Raw genomic sequence first — 16,032 nt, 5'->3', positions numbered from 1 at the left:
CCCTTTGCACTTTTTTCTGAGCCTTTTGCGCCTTACCTTTTTCCTTCCTTATGCCCCGATGAATTTTCCTTGATTGCGACAGTTAACAAAGGCGATAAACGCACTGGTCCGCACGATAGCTTAAGACAGCATCGTGTGGTATGAACCAGGAGGATCGTCATGCGAACACAATCAAAATTCATGTGGTGGTTGAGCAGTCTGTTTTTTAGCCTGGCGCCGATCCTGGCGCAATCCGCCGAGCCTGTGGCGCGTATCGGGGAAGGCACCCATCTCTATTTGCGCTGTAACACCACGAGCTGGGATGTGAGCGAAGTCAATCGTCTAAAAACCGGGGCGCAGAATTTTCTGCGGGAACTCACGTTCGAGGTCAAGGAAACGTGGATGACCCAGGGCGGTGATGACTGCGTGCTCACGGAAACGCCGGAGCGCAATGCCTGGGGCGCCTGGCAGAATTACTATGGAGCGCATCTTCCCACTCTGCGCGTGCCCGACAGCGCCTGGCTGCGCGTTCAAGCCGACTCCGCCGAGAACATGGTTTTCCGCGTCCGCTTTCCCGCGCTGGGGCGTTATCGTTTTGTGCTGAATACCCGGGATGGATATTTCTCCTTTCACAGGACGACCCCTCCCAAGGCTGGGGAGGTGACCTGGACCTTGCCTGGCAACCTCATGAGCGATGCCCAGGGCCAGCTCTTCCTCAGCAGTCCATATCCTCAAAATTCCCTGTCGCTGGTGGATGGCAACAGCGGACTTCTGCTTTGGACGTATCAGGCGGCAACAGCCTTTTCTGTTCATGGCAACTGCTCCACACAGAATACGGCGTTCATCACACAGCAGGGTCGGGTCGTTGCTGTTTCGAAACAGACAGGACGGGAAATCTGGAGCACGGATTTAAATGGAGACCTTCAGGGCGAACACGGTTATCTCACCTGCTATCCGAGCCAGGGACAGATGTATCTCAGCTACGGGGCTGAGCGTACAACGATAGTCAGTCTCGCGCCGACGACGGGCAAGGTTCTTTGGGCCTGGGTGGCACCCGCTTCTGCTGGCGTCCTGGGTATCGATGGTCGGCAGGTTTTTATCAGCGGCCAGCAGGATGCCAAGGCGATGTTTGTGGTCCTGAGTCTGGTCGAGGGCCGCGAACTTTGGAAGGCAAATCCGGGGACGGGTTACTTTAGTCTGGCACCTGATGGTTCCCTCTTTTTAGTCGATGGCGCATGGCTGACCGCGATGGAACCAGCCACCGGCCGCGCGCTCTGGACTTACGCAGCGCAGCAGAATGAACCGATCTCGCTGTCGTTTGAACAGAACGGACTCTATGTGCATGAGCGAACCCGGATCAGTTCGATCGACAAAAGAAATGGCCGCATCGTCTGGGCCCATGACTACCAGGCATTGGCCGCGCAGAATCCCCATGCGCAGATCCTGAAAACGGGTGTGGTTCTGGTGCAGGCCCTGGATCATGCGGCCAGGGTCAGCCGACAGATCGCCCTCAATTGCTGGACGGGACATGTCCTGTGGGAGCGTGAAGAGACCGGCACAGGCAGTTTTGTGAGCGAAGTGAACCAACAGGAGACCTGGCTGATCAACGGAAAAACCATTCAGGCCATCGCCCCCTGGACAGGTGTCGTTCGCTGGCGTTTCGTGTTGAATTCCGCAGCGCCTTCGGAAGGCATCATGAATGTGCTGGAGCAGGATAAAAACACGGTGTATGTGGCCTATGGCCTCGCCGGCAGCCAATATCCCCCCATGGGTGTGCTGGCGCTCGATAGGAAGACGGGGGCCTTGAATTGGCAAAGCTGGTTGGACGCGAGCCTCTCGCGGGTGGCAGGGGATGCCCACACTCTGATTTTGAATGCGGGCCATCATGGTTCCACCAAGGCTCTGAAGAAATAAGCGTGCGGCTCTTTATTCGGCGTCGAAGAGCACCGTCACCTGCTGCTTGACGCGCACTTCTCCAGGAGCCAGTGTCGGCTCACTGGAGGCCGCGCGGGCGAATCCTTCCATCATCATCGTCTTGCCCATGATGGGTCCCGGTCCGGGACCATGAATACCTTCTGCGATATTGCGTGGTCGACCGAGTTTAAGGCCCATCTGCTGGGCCATGGACTCGGCCTTGGCCTTGGCATCCTTCAAGGCTGCGTTTCGCGCTTCATTTTCGAGTCGGGTCTGGGCGGAACTTTTGAATTGAAGACTATGGAGATTGTTGGCGCCGCTATTGAACATCGCGGTCATCAGGCCTTCATATTTCTTGATATCGCGGAGGAGGATGCGCACGTCGCGGCGGGCGTTGTAAGTCGTGACCGGACGCGTTGGCTTGCCGTCAGGATGGAAGGGGGCTTCCTGGATGGGCTGCACCCGCAGATAATCCGACTGCACATCCTTGGGATCAATCTTGAACTCTTTGGTGATCGCCAGAATGCGGCGCATCGCCTCATCGCTCTTGGACTTTGTGACTTCAACCTTGGCGTCCGTCACATCGATGCCGACGATGAATTCCACCTGATCGGGCGCTGCCGCCGCTTCGCCTTCCCCGGTGACGAGGATCGAGCGCCCGTCGTCATCGGCATGCAACGAAAAGGGCGAAGCGAGGCCAATCACGAGAGCGGTGCAGCGGGCAAATCCAGGAAATGAAAACGACATGAGAAACTCCTGCGTAGGATGATTCGCAGCTTATCCTGCAGCCTCCCGCCCGTTCCGTCAAGACCTGGGTTATTCTGTGCTTCCCGAGCCTGATCCTCAGGGTTTCGGTTTGATGTGCGCCGTAGCGATGGGAATCGGCAGGTCAGCCTCGTGGCGCTGGCGGAAATGGTTTTCAAGTTTAATGAGAGCGGCCTTGCGGTCCGTGGTGTTGGCAAATTTTTTCACTTCATCCAGCGCGCAGGCGATGGCGTCGTCCGGAATCCGCATGCTCGTCGTATTAAAGCCAAAGGATTCGAGCTGCTCTTCGACAAGGCGAGCCAGTCGATAGTGTTCCTTGTCGCGGAAGTCGATGTGAATGACGCTCATGCAGTTTCGTCCGTTTCGTCAAAAAAAAGTCCACACGCCATGAAGCTCGATAGGTCATCGGCTTCTTCTACACAAAGTAAAATGTTCGGGATTGAAGGAATCCCAAATGCCAGAGGCTTGGGTCGGGAAATTAGGCTTCTGCACGCGCCGCCTGGGTGCGGCCAGGGACCAGAAGGGTATCGAGCTGATGCTCAAGGTCCATCAGGACATCCGCCAGCTTTTGCTGATATTCGTGCACTTCCTCATCGGTGAGGCGATGCGGGATCTGCATCGGCTGGCCGTATAGAACGAGGATTTCCGTAAAAGGTTTAGGAACCCGGAACTGATCCCAACTCTTGACCAGAGTCCAGGTGCGACGACCGCGCGTGGCCGTGGGCACGATGGGAACGCCCGTGCGTGACGCCAGAGCAATGACGCCGCCTTTGACTTCGTGCCGGGGGCCGCGGGGACCATCGACGGTGATGCCAACTTCATAGCCTTCCTTGGTCAGCTTAATGAGCTGACGCAGAGCTTCGAGTCCACCACGCGACGAGGAGCCACGGGCGGAATGAACGCCGAATTTTTTTGCCACGAAGGCGATCACTTCACCATCAAAGGAGCGGCTCACCAGGACCGCGAGCCGGCGCCAGGTATGAGCCATAACCGTGGAGAGCGCATTCTGATGCCAGCAGGCGTAGGCCACCACCCGTTTCTCATGGAGCAGGCCGGCCTGGTCCCGCACGTCAGGGTTCAGGCGTCGATAGCGGTAGCTGAGCTGGAAGAGCCCGACCAGGGCATAGGCCAGCCAGCAGATAAATTTCTGTTTGCGAGTGAAAGCCATTGAGGCATCCCCCAGAGAGTCAAAGCGGGCAAAACCCCATTTCTACCCTGCTCCGGCCCGCGGAGCAAGCAAGGTTTTGCCAATTCCAACCTTTTGAAATTATTGACCGATGAAAATTATCTTAAGATCTTATCCCAAACTGCCGATCTAGGAAACCAAGGTTGTTCCTTTTTAGAGGTTGAACATGCTTCGGATCTCTCAAGTCATGATTTGTGTCGGTCTGGTTTTTGGTTTTGTCGGCTGCCGGGCGTCCTTCCAGGACATCCAAAAGCAAGGGTTCCTGTCGAGCGGTGATGATCTTGGTGCGAAAGGAGATGATGGAACGAAGGCTGATAATGGCAAGAAGGGTGATCCCGATTACCCCACACTTGAAAACATCAAAGAGTTGCCGCCCGAGGACAGCGCGTCCTATGGCTGCGATGGCATTGTGGTGATTACAGAGTCAGGCAAGGATAAAAACCTTGATGGCGTCTTGCAACCCACGGAAGTCACAGATATTAAGACGGAATGCAAACCCAAAACACCGGATGATGGTGGCAAGGATCCTGATGATCCGAAGGATCCACCCGAGTGTCCCAACCAAAACGGTGGCAAGGATGACAAGGGCAAGTGCCCTGACCAGCCGGGACAAAACGATCCGGGACAGAACGATCCTGGCCAGTCCGGAAAAAAGTAAGCGATTTCGCGCAAATCTAAAAGATTCTGTATAATCAGAGGTGGTCCATGACCACCTCTGTTTTATTTTCAGAGTGAAGCCTCAGTCACAAGGAGGTGAGAGGTGAAGGCTTTCCGCCTTATTTTAGGTTTTTCCCTGAGCGCGTCGGCGTCCGTGGGTTTAGCCAACATTACCGGCAGCGATCTGCAGAACTTCAATGCCACCACCAATGGCCTTGATTTCGTGACTGTGCAGTCTTCGGAAACCCTGGGCAAGGGCATCTTCAATCTTGGGCTCTTCTCCAATTATGCGGTGAATACCCTGCCCCGTTACGAGGATGCCAGCGGTCGTGATGCCAACGTCAACGATTCCATCGTTGCGGCGGATATCAACTTCGGGATGGGCCTCACCAGCTTCTGGGACATTGGGATCAGTATTCCCTCGGTCATCTACCAGGATGTGAACTTCGATGGGGATCGTGGGCAGTTTGATAAAAACGGGGTGACCGAAATCCGGGCCAACAGCAAGTGGCGTCTCTATGGAGATCGGGATGGGGGTATTGCCTTTATTTTGGGCACCAATGTCAACGTCACCGAAAACAATCCCTATACCGGATCCGGTAGCGGACCCACATTCAACTTCGAATTTGCCTTTGATACCACCTTCAATAAGATCGCCCTGGGCGCCAACATCGGCTACCGCAAACGCTCACCGGGTGAGCGCGTGGCCGGTTTTCCGATCCAGCCCTTGGAAGATCAGTATATCGCCTCACTCGCCGCAAGTTATCTCTTCACCTCCATCGATACCAAACTGATTTTCGAATACTATGCCGGCATGCCGACGAAAAGTACCGAGACGGTCAAATCCCGTTCCGCGTCCGCAGCGGAGATGCTGCTCGGTATGAAGCATGACCTGACCGATGCCCTGGCCTTTCATGCCGGTGCCGGAACCGAAGCGGGCAATGGCACCGCATCCGCCGACTGGCGGGTTTATACGGGTATCAACTATGTGTTCGGGGGTGAGGGCGAGAAGAAAGCGCCGCAAATGGTGGCGCCGCAGAAGCCGAAGGCATCCGCGCCGATGATTCCCAAGTTTGTGCAAACACCGGAGCCAGGACCGGCCGAACCAGCCGGAGAGGGCGACGAGGTCTTCGTTCTGCGTGGGATCAACTTCGTCTTCGATTCCGCCAGCCGCGTGCTGCCAGGAACCCGGGAGATTCTCACCAATCTGGGTCAGCATTTGAAGAAGAATGCGATCGAGAAGGTGATCATTGAAGGTCACACCGATTCGGTGGGTCAGGAGAAGTACAACTACGATCTCGGTCTGCAGAGGGCCCGGGTGATTCGTGAGTACCTGGTCCGTTCCGAGAAACTGGATCCGAATACGATCGAAGCGCGGTCGTATGGGGAAGCCAGACCGGTGGCGGATAACGGCAACTTCCAGGGCCGTCAGCTGAACCGCCGGGTGGTCTTCCGGATCATCTACAAGAAGTGAAAATAAAAAAAGCCTGCCGTATCCCGGCAGGCTTTTTTTTTCTCGTTATGGAAACTCAATTTCCACACGACGATTCTGAGCATGTTCCTCTTCCGTTTCACCCGTCTGAGCCAGCTGCGGGGCACCAAGGCTCAGCTGCCCGCGTTTCACACCCATTTTCATCAGAGCGGAACGGACGGCCTTGGCGCGTTTGATTGCGAGACGGCGGTTATAGGCCGTGCTGCCACGATTATCGCAATGACCGGTGAGGGTCACTTTCAAGGAGCGGTCGGCTTTCAATTTGGCCGCGATGTCCTTCAGCTGCGCGCGATCGTCCCGGCTGATCCGGGAGCTGGCTTTGGCAAAGTATACGGAAGCGTTGGACGCTGTATCCAGACCGGCATCCAGACCCATGTCGGCCATGGGAGCTTCCGGTGCCAGGGGGGCATCGCTCATCGCGGGAGTTTCAGGTGCCTCGGTATTGTCTACAGGATCGACAAGTGTCGACGTGCTTGCGTCACCATTCAATTGCACCTGGCTCGGATCGGTAAAGTCGGAACCACTGGCTTCGGCCAGGGCTTTTTCCTGTTCCAGGTCAGCTTCCGACTTTTCGGTGCTGGCCTCGGCCTCGGTTTTTTCCGCATCCGTAGGAGCTTCAGCCGGGAATTCCTCACCAGCGGGTTGAATGCTTTCCTCGGTTGTTTCTTCCTGAGAGGAACAGGCGACTTGCCAAGAGAAAAGAGCGGTTAGAACCAGAGCGGCGAGCGGTCGGGTACGCATGAGCATGGATGTTCTCCTGTTTCGGATCAATTGCCGTATTGTGCAGTTCAACGGGATCATCAGCGCAAGGACGTGCTTTATTGGCACGGCCGTAAGGTTTGCAAAACCTAGTCCAAATCGGCGTTGATGTCAATATGGCATTTTTCGAAAATTGGCAGGTTTCCGTTTCTTGAGGATCCAGGGATTGAGGCATGAATATCGCGGCTTTAAAGGAAAATATTCAAGTCCTTTGGAAAAGTCTTAGGATTCCAAATTGCGGCAGCCGAAAAGAGGGGAAAGATACTTCAACCTTATTTGGTCCTTTTACTCGGGAGTCCGCTCGATGAGAAAGCCTTTGATATCTCTGAGCCTTTTAATCATGGCGCTTCAGGCCTGCTCCGGCAAGCCTGCAGGATTTCAAGGTGATTCAGCAACCATGTCCAGCACCGAGGTTGCCGGCGACGCGACGGGCCGTAGCTTCGGAAACCGGGACGGTGAAGGCGATGCCACCGCCGCCCTGCCTGCTCAGGCCGATGCTGAGACTTCCATAGAGACTGACAGCATCGAAATGAATGAATCCATTGTCTATGAAGGCGTGGATGCGACAATCGAGGTTCCGGCGGAAACGGACGATACAGGCGCTGCGCCCGCGGACAATGCACCGGCAGCTCCCGCGGACAATGCTCCGACAGCTCCCGAGGACAATGCTCCAGCCGCTCCCGAGGATACCAGCCCTCCACCAACAAGCAATCCCGTAACACCACCTGAAACGCCCGCACCACCTGCGGCTCCCGAACCTTTGACTTTGATCGTCACGGTGCCTTCCACGTCTCTGCGTGCCGGCAGCGCTCCCATGCAGGCCACAGCCAAAATCTCGGGAGAAACCACGGCCGCCAACGTCAGCTGGACGGTGAAAGCCAGTGATGGCATGTATCCAGGTACCATTGATGAAACCGGTCTCTATACTGCGCCCACCACAGGCGGCGGCTTTGATATCACCATCACAGCGGCCTTGATCGACGATCCGTCTGTCACAGCCAGCGTCACGGTGAAAATCGTGGCTGCCGAGCAGATTTTTGTCGGCTGTCAGCAGGGTTCGGAGTTCTTCCCGATCACAGCGGATGTTTATCAGCTGCCGGTGAATACCAGCAAACTGCCTGATTTCAGCCAAATTGGAGCCAAGCTCACCACGGTTTGCATGGATCAGTACAACGTCGCTCCACGTGATTGGTCAGCCGGCTTTCCAGGCGTCACAGGCTTGAATGAATGGTTTGCTCTGCACACCACCACACGTTTGATCGTTCCCAGTGATGGTACCTATACGTTCAAATTGAATTCCGATGACGGCGCGAAAATTTATTTGGATGGCACCCTGCTGATCGACAACGACGGGCAGCATGCTCCGACCGCCAAGGAAGCGACCGTTGCCCTGGCTGCCGGTGAACATGCCCTGACGATCGATTACTTCCAGGGACCGCGTTACCAGATTGCTCTTGAGCTGTACTGGAAGACGCCCGGAGCGTCCACTTATGTTTATGTACCCAAGGCCTCGTTTAAATAGCTTGCGTGTGTATGGGAATAACCCTTTCGGGCCGACGACAAGATCCGTCGGCCCTTTCTCATTAATCCGGAAACTCCGCCTGTCGGCGCTGCATCGCGGCTTCGATCGCCAGTTTCAAATCGAGCGACATCAGCATGCCAGCATTCCAAACGGCAACATAATCCAGTCCTTCGGCCACCGTATGATCACGACTGTAATTCAAAATCTGTTTGGTGCCACGCACCGCCAGCGGGGATTTTTCCGCAAGGCGCGCGGCCTGCTCGCGGGCCAGTTCCAAAAGGCTTTGGGCATCGGGTGTCACCGTATTGATGAGCCCCGCCCGCTCCGCTTCCGTCGCGTTGAAAACCTTGCCGGTCAGCGCCCATTCGCGCGCCCGTCCTTCACCGACAAGTTTGGGCAGCCGCTGCAGGGTGCCAACATCCGCCACGATTCCAAGGTCCACTTCCTTCACCGAAAAGGTGGCATCGGCTGCGGCATGGCGGATATCACAGGCGCTGATCAGGTCGATGCCCCCGCCGTAGCACACACCCTGAACCGCTGCAATCACAGGCTTGCGGCAGGTTTCGATGCGCGTAAAGCTGTTTTGCAGAGAACGAATGATCGCCAAAAGCTGTTCCTGCCGCCGGCCATCCGGAGTTTTTTCGATCCGGCGGGCGATGCTGAGGACAAATTCAAAGTCGATGCCGCTGCAGAAGCGGCTGCCTTCGCTGCGCAGGACCACCGCGCGAACATCCGGCGTTTCATCCGCCCAACGAAAGGCCGCGTCCACTTCGAACCACATTTTTTCATGGAGAGCATTGGCCTTGTCAGGCCGATTCAGACTGATTTCGGCGACCTTGTGGGCCTGGGTGACCTTCAGAAATTCAAAATCAGGCATGGAAAAACCTCGCGACTCGTGGTGATATGCCAGGGGAGCCCCCAATTTTTGGATCAGGAGATCTTATGTGCATTATTTGTCTGGAATTCAACAGAAAGAAGGATCTCGAGGATGCCCGCATCATGGTTGAGGCGGCACGCCGCGAGGTCAGTAATATTCCGGAGGAACACTTGAAAAAAGTGGAAGAGGAGCTGAAAAAGCGCCAGCCCGGTGATTCCAAGCCCCTGGACGTCAAGGATGGCAAAGCGGTCTAGATTGCCAAATACAAGAGGACACCCAGATAGTGGCACACGGAGCCGCCCAGCACAAACAGGTGCCAGATCGCATGACTGAACGGGAGGCTGCGCCACAGATAAAAAATGGTGCCGACGCTATAACTCACGCCACCTGCCACCAGCCAGGTCAGTTCCCCCTCGGGCAGCGTTTTTAGAAAATCAATATAGAAGATCACCACCCAGCCCATAAAAAGATACATCAGTGTGGAGACAAAGCGAAAGCGCCCCACCAGGAAAAATTTAGCGACGATCCCTGTCACAGCCATGATCCATACGGTCAGGGCCAGCCATTGGCCCTGTCCATCACGCCCGATTAAACAAAAGGGTGTATAGGTCCCGGCTATCAGAAGAAAGATTGCCGCATGATCGCAGTACTTCAGCCAGCGTTTGCGCTCAGGCTGCTTCGCTGCGTGATACAAGGTGGAAGCCAGGTAAAGCGCGATGAGTGAAAGACCAAAGACGCCCAGGATGAATCCCTTGTCCCAGGTGATCGGTTGCGGATGCCAGGTAAAGAGCAGAATGAAGCCGAAGATGCTGAACACAAGGCCGAACCCATGGCTGATTGTATTCCAGTATTCTTCCGTGGGCGTGAGCTCATGAGTCGATTTAAGAAATGACATGTTGCAAACTCCTCATTGGGTTGAATTTGCGGGTCATGCCGCAGTCCAAACCATTGTAGCCGTTCCCCGGCCGGGCTGCTGTCATATTTTGGTCAACAGGTGGCGCAAAGTCTGCGTCATATGCATCAGGATGGGATGCGACAGGTCCCTCTTCCGCGACTGGAGAATGTTTCGGGAATTCGGTACGTTCCTTGCTCAGGAGAAAGCAGGTGCAGCTGATTCACACGTTCAAACACATCGGAGAGGATTATGAAACACTTCATTCTTGGACTCGGCCTGGCTTTGAGTGCCAGCGCCGTTGCCTTTGCTCAGGACAAGGACCCCGTTGAAGTTCCCGCTGAGATCGAGAAAATCTTCATCCCCTATGGGTTCGATGACAACGACAATGTCGAAGTTGTCCTGCATGGGAATTTTCCGAATACCTGCTATCAGATCGGAAGGGCTGAAGCCAAGGTCGATGTTCAGGCCCGCACGGTTACGGTGTCCGCCACCAGCTATCAGTATCCTGGGACCTTCTGCATTCAAAGTATCACGCCCTTTATCCAGACCGTGAAACTCGGTGTGGTGCCTGAGGGCAACTACCAGGTGATCTATGCGAAGAACGAGCAGGTTCGGGCCAGCCTGGATGTCACCCGCCGCAAGACGGAATCGGCGGATGATTTTCTTTATGCGACCGTGGAAAACGCCGCTATTGATGTGAATCCTGCAAGCGGCAAACAGGCGCTCAAATTGCAAGGGCATTTCCCCTACTTCTTCATCGGCTGTATGGTGCTGAAGGAGGTGCGCATCGTAAAAAACCCGACCGATGTGCTGGTCGTGCAGCCCGTTGCCGAAATCGTTACGGATGAAGCTGTCTGTGCCACCCAGCCCGATGACCGCGCCTTTGAATATACCAGTGGTCTGCCGGAGCCTTTCCAGGGTGAAGGTCTGCTCCATGTCCGGACGCTGCACGGGAATTCGCTCAATCGCTATATCAATATTCAGTAAGGATCGTCTGGACCTTCGGGGAGGATCGGACGTTCCTCCCCTTTCCGTGTGATATCCCGCCGCCTTGAGTTCCATTTCCCACAGCTCAACCGGGTCTTCTGAATAAGAGTTCAATATCCTTGAACAAATGACCATGGGTATTGGCTGGTATGTTTCTTGTTAAGGGTAACTTCGTGAAAAGGAGCACACAGCACAATGTCCACCAAAGCCAAGCTACCACGCAATGCCCTGAACGGTACCCGGGTCCTGATCATCGACGACGAAGAGATGCTCGCCTGGAGCATCGAAACTGAATTGAAAGCCAATGGTGCGGAAGTCCTATCCTGTAATTCCCTGCGGACGGCCCTGGAGAATTTTCAAGGTTTCAGCCCGGATCTTGCCATCTGTGATCTGCGTCTGCCGGATGGCAGTGGCATGGAACTCCTCAAGAAGTGGCGTGTTGAAAAACCCGATATGCCGATTATTTTGATCACGGCTCACGGAGCGGTGGAATCGGCGGTCGATGCGCTGCGCTTCGGTGCCTTTGATTATCTGCAAAAACCTTTCGATATGAAGGCGCTGGTTGCCGCCGCCAACCGTGGCGCTGAACTTTCCTCGTTGCGACAGAAAGTCAGTCAGCTCACGGGACATGAGGTGACGGCTGAACCGGTGCGGATGATCGGTGAATCCGCGGCCATGAAGCGCATTCGTCAACAGCTCGAGCGGGTCGCCAAATCCCGTTCCAGCACGGTTTTGATCCTGGGTGAAAGCGGGACAGGCAAGGAACTGGCAGCCCGGGCCATTCACGATTGGTCCGAGCGCGCCCACCAGCCTTTCGTGGAAATCAACTGTGCGAGCATTCCGGAAACTCTGCTCGAAAGTGAACTCTTCGGTTATGAAAAAGGCGCGTTTACCGACGCCCGGGATCGTAAACTCGGGCTGTTTGAACTGGCTCAAAACGGAACGATCTTCCTCGATGAAATCGGGGAAATGCCCATGAAGCTGCAAACCAAACTGCTGCGGGCTTTGGAATATCGTCGTTTCAAACGGCTGGGTGGCACCAAGGACATCAGCTTTTCGGCCCGCATCGTGGCCGCCACCAATCGGAATCTTTTGGAGGAGATTCAAAGTAAAAATTTCCGCAGTGACCTTTATTACCGCCTCTCGGCGCTGCCAGTTTACCTGCCGCCTCTGCGTGAACGCATGGAGGACCTGGATGCTCTCACCGATTTTTTTGTCAGTCGGGTGGCGACTGAACTCGGATGTGAAACACCAAAAGTGACGCTGGCTGCCCGTGAAAAATTGCGCTCACATGTCTGGCCTGGGAACATGCGCGAGCTGAAGAATGTCCTGGAACGCGCCATCGTTTTTCATGGAACCCCGGAACTCGAATCGTCTCAGGTGGACCTGGATCCTTACATTGCACCCGCCTTCACTCCCGCTGCGATCAGCCAGACACCTGTGGTTATCAACGGCGCGCAGAGTCGTCAGGCCGCATCTTCGCAGCATCCCATGATCCTGCCGGAAAAAGGAATCAACCTGGAGGATTTGGAGCGTGACCTGCTCCTGCAGGCGATGGAACAAACCCATAACAACCAAACGAAGGCTGCGGATCTTTTGGGAATATCCCGTCACACATTCCGTTATCGCTTGGAAAAACACGGTATCATTAAGCCCTGAAAGACTGGCTCACGGCTCTGGCTCGGGGCTGGCTTGTGATCCAGTGGCAAGACTCGGACAGGCTCTGGCTCATGACTCCAGCTCTGGACTGGCCCGTGATCCAGTCGTGAAACGCAATGCGGTCTTCCGCTCCGCCCTATCGTTGCCTCCTGGCGACTAGTTGCTTTCTCCTATTGTCGGAATCCCAGGGGGCTGCTAGTTAAGTTGGGTGCAACCTGGGAGATGGCGTATGCGATTTGTTGGAAAGATTTTCGGTCTTGCATTTGCGGTGGCAACCATTTTTCTGGCCTTGCATTATATCAACTGGCGCCGCTCTGTTCAGAGTGAAAGGGCCCTGGGCCAGGAACTGAATGCGAAGGTCTGTGAAAGCGAACTCCAGACCTATGCTGACCGCATCGAAAAAGACTATAAGGTTCATGGCCTGGATCGGGCCATCTTCCTGAACAAGGAATTTTCACGCGATTGCGTCGATAACCCCGTTCATATTGAATTCAACGGCGAAAATTTTGCGGTGACCAGTGCCGGTTTCGACCGGATCGAAGGCACCAGCGACGATTTCAGCGCCAGCCCCACCCCAGCCAGGAAATGAAATCCTGCAACGCCTTCTCCTACAGCCTCCATGACCGGAGACTCTGCCGCAGGCTTTCGTCCTGAAACCCCAAACCCATAACGGCGCTCAGGAAAAATTTGCAGGCGCCGCCGCTAAGCAAAACAAATAAGGTTAAATTGCTGCGGTCCATGGACGACACGACCCTGAGTTCATGATCCTTGGAAAGACAAGGAGCGCAATTCGAACAGGAGCTGCTGTTTCCTCCCAGGTTTTTTTCTGGAAAAACTTTTTGGAAACGTCAAACGCAGGCTTTCCATGATTGTGGATTGAAAGGTCCAAAGGATGAGGACAGCTGTTCCGCTGCGTGAGCTGTTATTTATGCTGTTTACGCCTGAGCTCGATCGCCAGCAGCAAACAGGCCAACGATCAAAATTTTTTTGCGAAATTCCGTAAAAAATGTTCGGAAGGAATCCATTCCTGCTGGTGTGTGACTACACCCTTGTATCGTCTTTGATGCTTCGTGATTCGACGTTTTATGGAATTTTAAGACAAATCCCCAAAGGCAATGATCTTGCATGAGGTATCGCGTGGCGATGTCCCAACAAACTTTTGGGGAGGATTGATATGCGGCAGCTGCTGATCGTTCCGATATTCAGTTGGGCTCTATTCTCTCTCGCATGCCAGAAAAAAGAGAGCGATTCCTCCACGGAGCCGGAGGTGGCATCCAACACTGTCAACGTCAGCGTACAGGACCCGGCGCCAGTGTCCGGACAAAATTCGGAACCCGTGCCCTTGCCTTCCTCTCCGGAACAGCCTGGAACACCGTCCCTGCCGCCTGGTGACCCGGAAAGGCCATCCCAAGCCCAGCCTGCCCCAACCGAAGGAGTCAGCAGTTTAAAAATTATCAGTGAAGGCGCTTTCATCGTCGGTCATAAAAAGCTCCTCAAGGCCATGGCCCGCTATACGACGGGAACGCAAAGGGAGGTTCCCGCGCAATGGGACCTTGTCAGCAACGAGGCCGACGCCAGCCTCGAAGCCGACGGCAGTATCAAAGCCAGCAAAACAGGCAAGGTTGTGGTCCGCGCCCAGTTCAGCGACAAGGCGGCTGAGGCGACCTTTATCTTTCAGGAGCCCATGCTGCGCCATCGGGAGAATCAATTCTGGGTTTATCGCCTGAACAGGGAATTTCTGTCCTTCAACAGTCCCTGGGACAAGGAGGCGGGCCACGGCATCACGCGCCTGCCAAACAATGTCCCCGATTATGGTCGCAGTTGTCTGGAGGAAGCCCGGCAGAGATTCTCCGAGGTACAGGAGCAGGAAGAGGTGAAGGGGCGTATCGGCGAATTGATTGCCAACGGGGCCACCGCGCAGCTGATCTTCCTGGTGAATGTGGTGCCGGTGGATGGACGCCGCAACGATTTGCGCCGTCTGGATCGCGATGCCTACTTTTGGCATTGGAACCGCGAATCCGAGCGACCTTCGCTGGCCATGAGCCGTTTCAAGGAAGGCTCCTGGGTCTGGGAGGTGATCGCCAGCCCGGGCGAGTGTCTGCAACCTGATGAGACGGAAATCCAGCGTTATCTCAATTATGTCGCCGCACGGCTGGCTTTGGTGCAATAAGGAGTGCGCTTATGAATTCCCTGTTGAAACTTTCCATCCTGTTCGCGGCCCTGCTGGCTGCGGCCTGTCGGCCTGATGAAGATTCCGATCTCAAGGTCACATCCGTCACCCACACGCCGGTGAAGCGTCAGGCCATCGGCAATTGCTGGCTGTATGCCCATGCCACCTGGCTCGAATCGCTTTTGAAACACACCACCGGTCAGGATATCAATGTTTCCGAAACGTACTGGACCTACTGGGATTTCTACGAAAAGCTGCTGGCCGGTGAGCCCATTCCGGAAAAGGAACTGAATGCCGGTGGCAGCTGGCTTCGTTCGAAGTCCATTATTCAGAAGTACGGCTGGGTTGAGGAAGGTCAGTTCATTGCAGCCGAAAGCAATCTGGTCATGTCGCAGGCGCAGGACTGTGCGGAAGCCTATCTCCTGCAGCAGGGGAAACCCGGTGGAACCCTGCATAACGTGAGCGGTCGCACGCCGGAGCTGGTGCGTTCCGAGTTGAACAAGGCCTTCAGCTGCTATGGACTCTTCCAATTCAATGTGGACGAAGCCTTTGCCAACCGCCACCGGGCCGAGGACACCATCCTCCGTGATGTGAAAACGGGTGCGCAGGCCACGCTCGCGTATTGGCTGAATCGCTGGCAGGAGATCAGCAGCCCGTCGTACACCGTGTGGGGACCTTATGAAGGGAAAAAGCTGGGCACGGCGGCGGAATTTGCTTCTTTTAAACTCATTGAACAAAAGATCAAACGCGCTTTGAATGATCATCAACCGGTGGTGATTTCCTTCTTTGTCAGCTTCAATGCACCGAATCCGGATGGTTATTTCAACCTGAATACCCTGGCCAAAGCTGGAACTTTGGGTGATAACGGCGGACACATGCTCGTGCTGCATGACTATACCGTCAAGGATATTCCTGAGGAGGAAGGTTTTACGTCACTTGGTGAAGGTGATATGGCCCCGGAGGTGAAGGCGGTGGCCATGAAGGGCAATCTCGATTACCTCGTGGGCAAAAATTCCTGGGGCTATGATCGTACGGATCGGCCCTGGTTGAAGAATGGCTACAGCCGCATAACCTGGGATTATCTGCGCAGCCGTTACTATGATGAGGAAGCCGGCCGTTTCCAACCCTTTCTCAGGAGTGTGGTGCTGCCGCCGGGCTATTGATCGGGTC

At 55.1% G+C, this 16,032-nt stretch carries 16 protein-coding genes; 10 read left to right on the top strand and 6 right to left on the bottom strand.

The annotated features are described in order from the left end of the window. Positions 1-159 precede the first annotated feature (159 nt). The gene (locus OLTU_RS25695) at positions 160-1,893 is read left to right on the top strand and encodes an outer membrane protein assembly factor BamB family protein (protein WP_141735591.1); all 1,734 of its coding nucleotides are present in this window, start codon (positions 160-162) and stop codon (positions 1,891-1,893) included. A gap of 12 nt (positions 1,894-1,905) precedes the next feature. Here OLTU_RS25695 and OLTU_RS25690 read toward each other — a convergent pair whose 3' ends face one another. The 3 genes from OLTU_RS25690 to OLTU_RS25680 form a co-directional block, all read right to left on the bottom strand. Next, complete coding sequence (locus tag OLTU_RS25690) at positions 1,906-2,640, bottom strand: SIMPL domain-containing protein (RefSeq protein ID WP_141735590.1); 735 nt, start codon at positions 2,638-2,640, stop codon at positions 1,906-1,908. 96 nt (positions 2,641-2,736) lie between these two features. Further along, positions 2,737-3,006: a hypothetical protein gene (locus tag OLTU_RS25685; RefSeq protein WP_141735589.1), complete on the bottom strand. Its 270-nt coding sequence runs from the start codon at positions 3,004-3,006 to the stop codon at positions 2,737-2,739. A gap of 130 nt (positions 3,007-3,136) precedes the next feature. Continuing rightward, positions 3,137-3,826, bottom strand: coding sequence for a lysophospholipid acyltransferase family protein (locus OLTU_RS25680; RefSeq protein ID WP_141735588.1), 690 nt, complete (start codon positions 3,824-3,826; stop codon positions 3,137-3,139). 184 nt (positions 3,827-4,010) lie between these two features. Here OLTU_RS25680 and OLTU_RS25675 point away from each other — a divergent pair, with 184 nt between their 5' ends. Together OLTU_RS25675 and OLTU_RS25670 are read left to right on the top strand one after the other, a co-directional pair. Continuing rightward, positions 4,011-4,502 carry a hypothetical protein gene (locus OLTU_RS25675; RefSeq protein WP_141735587.1) on the top strand — a complete coding sequence of 164 codons (492 nt, stop codon included), beginning with the start codon at positions 4,011-4,013 and terminating at the stop codon, positions 4,500-4,502. A gap of 102 nt (positions 4,503-4,604) precedes the next feature. Then, a complete protein-coding gene (locus OLTU_RS25670) occupies positions 4,605-5,975 on the top strand; it encodes an OmpA family protein (RefSeq protein WP_141735586.1) in 1,371 nt (456 codons plus the stop codon). A gap of 45 nt (positions 5,976-6,020) precedes the next feature. Here the strand turns inward: OLTU_RS25670 and OLTU_RS25665 are convergent, their stop codons facing one another. Beyond that, positions 6,021-6,740, bottom strand: a complete 720-nt coding sequence (locus tag OLTU_RS25665; protein WP_176736964.1) for an OmpA family protein — start codon at positions 6,738-6,740, stop codon at positions 6,021-6,023. 316 nt (positions 6,741-7,056) lie between these two features. Here OLTU_RS25665 and OLTU_RS32980 point away from each other — a divergent pair, with 316 nt between their 5' ends. After that, positions 7,057-8,274: a PA14 domain-containing protein gene (locus OLTU_RS32980; protein ID WP_141735584.1), complete on the top strand. Its 1,218-nt coding sequence runs from the start codon at positions 7,057-7,059 to the stop codon at positions 8,272-8,274. A 61-nt stretch (positions 8,275-8,335) separates the two neighbouring features. On the opposite strand, the gene OLTU_RS25655 is transcribed toward OLTU_RS32980, so the two are convergent. After that, positions 8,336-9,151 (bottom strand): crotonase/enoyl-CoA hydratase family protein, encoded by an 816-nt coding sequence (locus tag OLTU_RS25655; RefSeq protein WP_141735583.1) that lies wholly within the window; start codon positions 9,149-9,151, stop codon positions 8,336-8,338. A gap of 65 nt (positions 9,152-9,216) precedes the next feature. Here OLTU_RS25655 and OLTU_RS25650 point away from each other — a divergent pair, with 65 nt between their 5' ends. After that, entirely contained in the window at positions 9,217-9,405 is a 189-nt protein-coding gene (locus tag OLTU_RS25650; RefSeq protein WP_141735582.1) for a hypothetical protein, read from the top strand. Here the strand turns inward: OLTU_RS25650 and trhA are convergent. Next, positions 9,402-10,046 (bottom strand): PAQR family membrane homeostasis protein TrhA, encoded by a 645-nt coding sequence (gene trhA / locus OLTU_RS25645; RefSeq protein ID WP_141735581.1) that lies wholly within the window; start codon positions 10,044-10,046, stop codon positions 9,402-9,404. The genes OLTU_RS25650 and trhA overlap by 4 nt on opposite strands. A 249-nt stretch (positions 10,047-10,295) precedes the next feature. Between trhA and OLTU_RS25640 the strand changes: the two genes are divergently transcribed. The 5 genes from OLTU_RS25640 to OLTU_RS25620 all read left to right on the top strand — a co-directional run bounded on the left by OLTU_RS25640 (position 10,296) and on the right by OLTU_RS25620 (position 16,025). Continuing rightward, positions 10,296-11,033, top strand: coding sequence for a hypothetical protein (locus tag OLTU_RS25640; RefSeq protein ID WP_141735580.1), 738 nt, complete (start codon positions 10,296-10,298; stop codon positions 11,031-11,033). A gap of 195 nt (positions 11,034-11,228) precedes the next feature. Beyond that, on the top strand, positions 11,229-12,692 hold the full coding sequence (locus OLTU_RS25635; RefSeq protein WP_141735579.1) for a sigma-54-dependent transcriptional regulator: 1,464 nt from the start codon (positions 11,229-11,231) through the stop codon (positions 12,690-12,692). 229 nt (positions 12,693-12,921) lie between these two features. Further along, positions 12,922-13,281: a hypothetical protein gene (locus OLTU_RS25630; protein WP_141735578.1), complete on the top strand. Its 360-nt coding sequence runs from the start codon at positions 12,922-12,924 to the stop codon at positions 13,279-13,281. A 585-nt stretch (positions 13,282-13,866) separates the two neighbouring features. Continuing rightward, the gene (locus OLTU_RS25625) at positions 13,867-14,862 is read left to right on the top strand and encodes a hypothetical protein (protein WP_141735577.1); all 996 of its coding nucleotides are present in this window, start codon (positions 13,867-13,869) and stop codon (positions 14,860-14,862) included. A gap of 11 nt (positions 14,863-14,873) precedes the next feature. Next, on the top strand, positions 14,874-16,025 hold the full coding sequence (locus OLTU_RS25620) for a C1 family peptidase (protein ID WP_141735576.1): 1,152 nt from the start codon (positions 14,874-14,876) through the stop codon (positions 16,023-16,025). Positions 16,026-16,032: the final 7 nt, after the last annotated feature.

Origin of the sequence: Oligoflexus tunisiensis (assembly GCF_001748245.1) — a bacterium.
Lineage (GTDB): Bacteria > Bdellovibrionota_B > Oligoflexia > Oligoflexales > Oligoflexaceae > Oligoflexus > Oligoflexus tunisiensis.
The sequence above is the reverse complement of the archived record's forward strand: the minus strand, read 5'-3'. Positions and strand labels throughout refer to the sequence as shown.